We start from the raw sequence: 7,787 nt of genomic DNA on the forward strand, positions 1-7,787 counted from the left end.
TGATTGATTAGCCTCATTTTGACGTGCTTGCTCTTCTGCTTCAGCCGCTAGTTTCGCATCTAGTAATTCTTGGGCTTCGTCTATCCATTTTTGTAATCCTTGTCTCGTTTGCGTTGTTGTTGAGGAGGGTAAGTTGTCTACCATTTCTTGGACTGCATCAATAATTGCTTGCGTTGTTGTTTCTTTAATCTCTTTGGTTGCTGGGTTACCATCTTTAAATAAATGCAAGACTACTTCCAAAGTCGCTGTTTCTCTCTCCATATCTAAATACCTATTTGCTTGGTCTATATCTTTTTGTAACGCTGCCTTTACTGTGCTATCTGTTACTTTGTCTACTAGCTTTTGCGCGGCATCTACTGCTTCCTGGTCAGTTGTTAATCTGATTCGCTTCGTTGGGTCATTTTCTTCAAATAGATTATTGACTGCTGTGCGGGCTTCTTGTTCAAATAAACTAGCATTAACTAATTCTTTTTGGCCAACAACAGAGCCCAAATAAGTATTATACAACCAGAACTCTTCATCAATAGCTAGGTCACTAATCCATATATCACCATTTAAAGTGCTATTAATCGCGTTTCCTGACTGCAGTGTCATTAATGTTGACTCTCTTAATGCTATCGTTATATCTGCATCTTTGTAACGATTATCTTTAAACTTAATGTGTAACTTTCCATTTTCGAAGTAATATGATTCAACAATTTCAATTATTAATAATCTATTCGCCTTCATAAAATCCCGTGCGAGAGCATCTTTTTCTGACGAACTAGGAAGCTGCCCCGTCTTCTCAGCAACATAATTTATTTGTTCGAATGTTAAACTCGGAATAACTTTAGAACTCGCTGGATTTTGATTGACAAAGAATGCATTAACTAGTTCTCGCACCTCTTCCAATGTTACAACAGAGTTTTCAATTTTTCCTTCTACTGGACTTGCCATTGTATTAAATGGGACTGCACTTAAGCTTGTAAATGCGATTGTGCTTACTGCTGCAATTTTTAATGTTTTATGCATAATTTTCGATTTTTTCTTCATTTTCTTTGTTTCTCTCCTTTTATTTAATTTGAAATTAACTCCCCTAGATCTTAAGCTACAAAATATCCTCCTACATATCATTTAAGTTTTTTGGGGAATGGGAAGTATACTTATAACCCATTCGGAAGCCCTTCTGAAAAATGCCACCATATTCTTGAGCAAGCATCTTTAATTTGGAGCTCTTATTTAGTATAGAACGAGATGATTTGCTAATATATAACTAAAAAATACGACTTTGCAAAAATATTACAACCTGTTCTGATACTTTTCTTGCTGAATTTACAATTTTATTTACTGAACTATTGCTATAAAAGGGATTCCCTTATTCACAAATTTGACTTTTTTGTGTGTAAAACAGGGCTTTTATCATCATTTTTATACAAACAACTAAAACATATGTTACAAATATAGTGGCGTTTCACTTGATATTCCGCAATTTAGATTAATAAAGTAAAATTTTTTCTTTTTTCACTCGAATTATTTCATTTGATTTTTCCAATTTTTCTAACTTCATTTTTGCGGTACGCGGTGTTACTTGGCAACATTTAGCTAACAATTTGTAGTTAATTATTTTAGGAATATAGTAACCCTCTGGACCTCTTTCGGAGAGTCGTTTAAGGATATCTGTTACTCGTTCTTCACTACTTTTCGTTAGCATATTCGAGTATAAGAAAAACTGTTGCTCTTGTTTTTTCAGAATATCAATAAGTAAATCCGCGAAAAATGGTTGTTTAGAGATTTCTTGTAACACAACGTTAGCATCGTAAATAACTAGCTCGACTCTCCCTAAAGCAACGTACTCATAATCATCGTCTTGAAAAACATTACGAAATATAAAATCCGATTCTCGCCAAATTGCGGTAACAACCGTTTTTTGTTCTGCACTACTCATTTGCTGCAACAGGCAGCCTTTCACCACATGAATAACTTCTCCCGCACTTGGTAATATTAGATGCTGGTTGTTGTCTAATTTCTTTATATAGTAAAATCCTATATGTTTTTTCCCCATCTCCGACAAATCTAGTAATGAAAGTAACAGATTGGGTTCCCTCGGTAATAATTTATGAATTGTCAAAAAATCCAATACTTCTCCTCCTCCTCCATATCTAGCATACACCCCTCTTATCTAAACTCCCATAAGCGAAAAAGAGCTTTTTTCATATTTCTCCTTTAAAAAATGCAACTTTTTGTTTAAAAGTTATCTTTATATCATGAAAAATAGCTTGAAAACTACACATTTGAACCGCCACATATTCGTCATATTTATATCACTATGGGGAAAATACAGCTTGCAAGGCTCATTCAAAAAATCGCCATAATTTCTACCTAGTTATAAAACATTGCTATCACGGTGTTTTATCATTTCTCGCAAGCTCTTTTCCAAAACAGGTGCGCTTTATCTCACATTTTCAGTGAAAATGGCTCTTTTATTCAGATTGTAGTTCATAAAAAAGCGCTTTATTATTAAATGGTAGGACATTCCAACACAAGTTGCCATGCTAGAGTGTCACTTTTCATGGAGGTCAACAAATCGGAGCGGGCTATTTGAATTGATAGGCAACATATTTTGATAATTATGTATAAAAAATTTAAAAAAGCGGGGATTTCGAATGAAAAATAGGTATAAAAAAGGAATAAGCATCATTATTTTAAGTTTCTTTTTAACAATGTTAGTTTTACCAATTGCAACATATGCAACAGATTCTAACACACATTATGTACACGACACACAATCAAATCAACATGAAGACATTCACACGATTCACGTACCAATTCAAAAGCAAGAACGAACGGAAAAGTTAGATTTAGTCATCGTGCAAGATCTTTCTAGAAGTTTTCAATTGCAATTTCCTGAGGTGTCTAATAAGTTACAGGAAGCGCTAGACTTACTTAGCCCTGTTTTAGATAGAGTCTCGATTGTTGGTTATACATCGATTAAAAGTAGCGAAGCGTCTGATTCCGTCCTTTTTAATGATCCACGAGCTATTCATAAAGTTGGTAATGAAGGTCGTTCAGATGAATACTACAACATTTTACTAAAATCTCCATTACAAAGTGATGCAAACGTTGCAAAACAAGTATTTAAGGACATCGAAGCTAATAATTTATACGGCAACGGGACGCCTACTGCTTTTGGGGTCAATGAAGCCCTCAAGTATTACATGGAGCAAAAAAACGATTCACCTAGCAAAAAAACGCTATTCCTCGTTGTTACGGATGGTTTTCCAAATGGGGATATTGACGGTCAAGCGCTTGTTCTTTCAAAATCAATGCATGAACTGCTAGGGCCTGATACGGGTATTTTAAAAGCATTCAGCAACATTCAGCAACACGGTTTCCATTCGTCCTTTGCTTTATGGCAAGATAGCGTCGCACTGAAAAAAGATTTAAGCGAAACCGTTTATGACAATTTTAACAACTATTTAGAAGAACATATGCCTCAAGCTACTACCGAAAAAGAATTTTATTTTAATATGACAAATCAGAAAAATACCATTGCCGATTTTGCGAACACGACAAAAGGCATTGTCCAGACCCATTTAAATGAAGAACTTTTATTAACGGAGAGAATAAGTGATACTGCGGTGTATGTAGAAGGCAGCGCGGAAGTACTTGATACGAGTGGAAATCCGGTTCCAATTCCAGCTCCTTATGAACAGCCGATTGTTAAAAACAACGAATTTTCTTGGCAGCTAGATTCGCTTCCACCTGGGGAATATACAGTTTCCTTTCTACTATCCACTCCAAAAACAGAGATAATAGAAGCCCGCATAGAAGCATCAGATTTCACAATGTTTGTTAATGATTCGTTTCATCCAATCGATACAATTTCTCCGAATGCAATCGATTCTATCGGAAATAATCTGACTCCTCAATTACGAGTAGCGAAAAATACAGTAGATGTCACAAAACCAGATGTATACTATGTTACTTATACAATTGATGCACCTGAAGACGACGAACACAACCATCCTTTAATCGATTTTGGTGAAATTATCTTCTACGACCAATCGACACAAGCATTACACCCGCTAGACTACCACAACTCCATGAATGCGATTCCGACTGAAAAAACGGTGACTGTTACAGTTTTAGATAACCCTATTCAAAATACTCCAGAAAATGATGTACCAGAAATAGCGGAACCGCAAAAACCTAGCATTCCCAATAAACAAACACCTGAAATAATAGCGTCTGACACATTACAAATTGATCCTATCGTAGCAACATCAAAGGCTGGTGATAAAAAAATTACACGTATAAATAAAGAAAGTCACTCAGGAATACTTCCTTCACTTGGTGATAATGCAAATTGGTTCGTTGGATTTTTAGGAATGGCGTTACTAACAATTTTATGGTTTAGAATAAAAAAATAATGATATAAAACCTACTAAAAATAGTAGGTAAGAGCACGGACATGGCCTTGCCTACTATTTTTTATAGTAGTTGTGAAGTATAGATCGATCGGCCTCTTAGGCTTCGAGCACGGACAAAAAACAGATCTACTTTACCACTTTATCAAGAATCAGGTTTAAGTATGTTGGATCCTTGAGATCGTATATAAGAAATTGGAATCGATAACGTTTAGTAAAGCACTTCGATAAAAAGGAAGGAGTAGGTAAACATGCAGACAATTATTACATTTGATGTCAGTATGCGAAAAAAATTACGTGGTTATTTATCAAGATAAACAATGCGTAGAGGAAAAAAAACACAACATAATAAGAAAGATTTTCAAGCCTTACATGTTAATATTCAGTCACTTGTTGTGAGGGTTGGTCAGTATCCAGAAACCGTGTTTGAGGCTACGAGCATTTATTCCAAAGTCCTTGAATCTTTTATGCAAGCCAATTAATATCCTTATTATCTACTAAATCCTTTAGAGGCTAAACAACAATGTGATCGATTACGTGTGCATAAAACAGATTGTGGGGATGCACACAAATTGGCTCAAACACATCCCACTTCTAATCGAATACCAAAGATTTTTGAGGGCTCCGAATATCAACAGTTGCGTGCTTTATCTAGATTTCACGAAGAAATCGACAACGAAATTATCTTAATTAAAAGCAGTTTACACAACGCATTACAACTGACATTTCCTGAGCTGGTTTCGAGATTTCCAAATCAGAACTCAGCGTTGTACCTAAATGTGCTACTTCTTTTCCCACACCCAGAACTCTTGTTAGCTCGTTCAAAAACCGTATTGAAAAACAAACTTCTTGTGAACACAAAGAAAAACTTGTCTTCAGAACGTGCATTGAGAAAAGCAGAGGAACTTGTCGGCATAGCTAGCACCTCTTATCCAACTGTTACACCAGAAGATATGGCAGTTTCTAAAGTACGCTATTACGCAGATAAAATAATTCACCTACTATGTAAGAAGCAAGAGATTATCGAGGAAATGGAGACGCTGGCCTCGCCTCTATCTGAATATGATATATGGAGACAAATCTCAGGGGTAGGTAGCTCTAGTACGGTGTGCTTTATTGCAGAAGCTCGAGACATTCGACGCTTTTCGATAAATAGAGAGCTCAATGCCTATACAGGCATTGATATTAGGCCTTACCAATCTGGAAAAACATTTTATTCGGATCATATTAATAAGCGTGGTAACCCAAAGTTACGAAAACCAATTTATCTTTTTGTTCAAAATATTTAAAAAAATAAAGATAATACTCTTAATCATATTGTCCATTATTACTATAAACAAAAAAACCTATAACAAATGTCATAGGATCGCCTCTAATGTACGACTACCGTTTAGCGACAACATCGTAACAGCCTGCCTTCTGTTTTTAAATGGAAAAGAAGTAGGTTTAATTTTCTATATCTACAATACCTAAATTATTAGGAGATTTATTGCTTGACTAAACGTAAGAAGAGTCTGATACACCCCCCATTATTTTAAACATCAAGCAAAATAGTCTTATCTTTCCTGTAAATGATTTTATTTTCTAGTTCTAATTCATGCATTGCTTTTTTAGCAGTATGGGGGGATATTTGGCAACATTTTGCAAGAAGAAAATAATTCACTTTTTTAGGGATATAGTAGCCTTCTTCTGCTTCTTCAGAAAGCAACTTAATTGTATCAATCACTCGTTCACGCACACTTTTTGTTAACATATGAAAATAGCGATAAATTTGGCATTCTTGACGTTTTAGAGCATCGATTAGCAAATCTGGAAAGAATGGCTGTTTAGTAAGCTCCTTTAATACTATTTCGGCATCATAAATTTCTAATTCTACATGCCCAAGCGCCATATACTCATAGCAATCAAGTTGAAATACATTGTGGAAAATAAAGTCTGTCTCAGTCCAAATTGCATTAATAATCTGTTTATTTTGCCTTGGGTTACTAATCTGTTGTAGGAGTTGACCTTCCACAACATGGATTAACTTCCCTGAATTTGACAAACTTAGAATTTGGTGATTCTTCAATGTTTGGGTATGGTAAAAATCCGAATGACTGCTGGTTAAATTGGATAAATCTAACAGAGGCAACAACAGGTTAGGTTCTCTTGGCAATAAACCGTGAACAGTAAGAAAATCCATTGGACACCTCCTCTAATATTCTTCTAAACCTAGCATATATTATATTTTTTTAGTATTACAGAAAGAAATAATGCTAATTTGCAAATTGGTGTGGATTATAATGTTATTATCCTCTAAATACTAGTATAAAAAAATGTAAAAGACTTATACATCAACATTTATATTGTGTCTATTTTGTGACAAATAACCAGAGATTATAGACATTAAGTCCACTTTAGTGTGCTCTTAAGGAATTTTTTCATGCGTGTTATAGAGTGTTTGCAAATGATAGATAATTCTTTTTTTGAGAATATTGTGATATTATCCTCTTGATTTTTAAGGTATAATTTAAAGTAACAAAAGGGAAGGAATGATTTTATCGAAAACAAACTTATCTAAAAAAATAGGAGTGGCCATTGCGGCTACAACGATAATCCTCGCACCGTTTAAGACAACTAACTTCAGCCAGCCAATTCACGGATTTGCGACAGAAAAGAGTAAGGTACCCACTCGACCAACCGTAACAGAGATTAATTATAATCCTAATTATTGGGGCGTTGTCGTACCGATGATGCATGCCAACCAAAATATGAATGTATGTATCAATTACAGCAGAGATAATGCAGGATACGCTTATTACGTTAGAACAGACTCCGCTGGAAATGCTTCTTTTGAGACTTGGAAAAGCTTTCAAATATTTCGCTCACTAAAAATTTAGTCGAGGAAGATTCCACAATTAAAGGGATAGGATCACTATGAGCTAAAGTAAGTGCGAAGAGCCCTAATGTTACAGTAGCAACAACTACAGTCAATTCATCTGGTGATTTTTCTCTCACAACCCCGAAATATAACAGCGTCATTAATTACACGTTAGTGCAGGAACGAAATGGCGATACAAGTAGCGATTTAAAATTATACGGATTAAAAAAATTAGCAATGCCCCTTGTATCAGCAGTACTGGAAACCGATACAACAATAAAAGGAAGTTCACATCCTTACACTGATGTCATCGTAAGTGCTGACAGGAAGCAAATCGGCGACAAGCGCTCGATTTGTGTTAAGCAAGATTCACATCCTACTCGAAAAAAAAGATTTGTGATAGCTTGCTTATTTTGCATGAATATGAGTTTTGTCCCGGCCTCTTTCTTACGATTAGTCAACCAATAAACCTTATAAATATATAAGTATTTTAGGCATAGAAAATTAAGCCTGCTTCTTTT

Annotated in this window: 6 protein-coding genes and 1 pseudogene; 4 read left to right on the top strand and 3 right to left on the bottom strand. The window is 35.1% G+C overall.

The annotated features are described in order from the left end of the window. Both R8925_RS15390 and R8925_RS15395 read right to left on the bottom strand, forming a co-directional pair. A partial coding sequence (locus R8925_RS15390) for a toxin Cry1Ac domain D-VI-related protein (protein WP_430536672.1) occupies positions 1 to 1,032 on the bottom strand: 1,032 nt, incomplete at its 3' end. 442 nt (positions 1,033 to 1,474) lie between these two features. Then, entirely contained in the window at positions 1,475 to 2,116 is a 642-nt protein-coding gene (locus tag R8925_RS15395; protein WP_430536673.1) for a cyclic nucleotide-binding domain-containing protein, read from the bottom strand. Positions 2,117 to 2,642: 526 nt separating this feature from the next. Here R8925_RS15395 and R8925_RS15400 point away from each other — a divergent pair. The 3 genes and pseudogenes from R8925_RS15400 (at position 2,643) to R8925_RS15410 (ending at position 5,695) form a co-directional block, all read left to right on the top strand. Next, positions 2,643 to 4,409 (top strand): hypothetical protein, encoded by a 1,767-nt coding sequence (locus R8925_RS15400; protein WP_430536674.1) that lies wholly within the window; start codon positions 2,643 to 2,645, stop codon positions 4,407 to 4,409. Positions 4,410 to 4,903: 494 nt separating this feature from the next. Next, positions 4,904 to 5,125, top strand: a pseudogene (locus R8925_RS15405) (IS110 family transposase); the annotation flags it as partial. A 312-nt stretch (positions 5,126 to 5,437) separates the two neighbouring features. Beyond that, positions 5,438 to 5,695: a transposase gene (locus R8925_RS15410; RefSeq protein WP_430536677.1), complete on the top strand. Its 258-nt coding sequence runs from the start codon at positions 5,438 to 5,440 to the stop codon at positions 5,693 to 5,695. Between the two features lie 245 nt (positions 5,696 to 5,940). Here R8925_RS15410 and R8925_RS15415 read toward each other — a convergent pair whose 3' ends face one another. Then, on the bottom strand, positions 5,941 to 6,588 hold the full coding sequence (locus R8925_RS15415; protein WP_430536675.1) for a cyclic nucleotide-binding domain-containing protein: 648 nt from the start codon (positions 6,586 to 6,588) through the stop codon (positions 5,941 to 5,943). A gap of 349 nt (positions 6,589 to 6,937) precedes the next feature. Between R8925_RS15415 and R8925_RS15420 the strand changes: the two genes are divergently transcribed. After that, complete coding sequence (locus R8925_RS15420; RefSeq protein WP_430536676.1) at positions 6,938 to 7,285, top strand: hypothetical protein; 348 nt, start codon at positions 6,938 to 6,940, stop codon at positions 7,283 to 7,285. Positions 7,286 to 7,787: the final 502 nt, after the last annotated feature.

This window comes from Listeria rocourtiae subsp. hofi, from assembly GCF_963575615.1.
GTDB lineage: Bacteria > Bacillota > Bacilli > Lactobacillales > Listeriaceae > Listeria_A > Listeria_A hofi.

Coding starts and splice junctions, on each gene's coding strand:
- R8925_RS15400 (WP_430536674.1), top strand. CDS start 2,643: ATGAAAAATAGGTATAAAAAAGGAATAAGCATCATTATTTTAAGTTTC.
- R8925_RS15410 (WP_430536677.1), top strand. CDS start 5,438: ATGGAGACGCTGGCCTCGCCTCTATCTGAATATGATATATGGAGACAA.
- R8925_RS15415 (WP_430536675.1), bottom strand. CDS start 6,588: ATGGATTTTCTTACTGTTCACGGTTTATTGCCAAGAGAACCTAACCTG.
- R8925_RS15420 (WP_430536676.1), top strand. CDS start 6,938: ATGATTTTATCGAAAACAAACTTATCTAAAAAAATAGGAGTGGCCATT.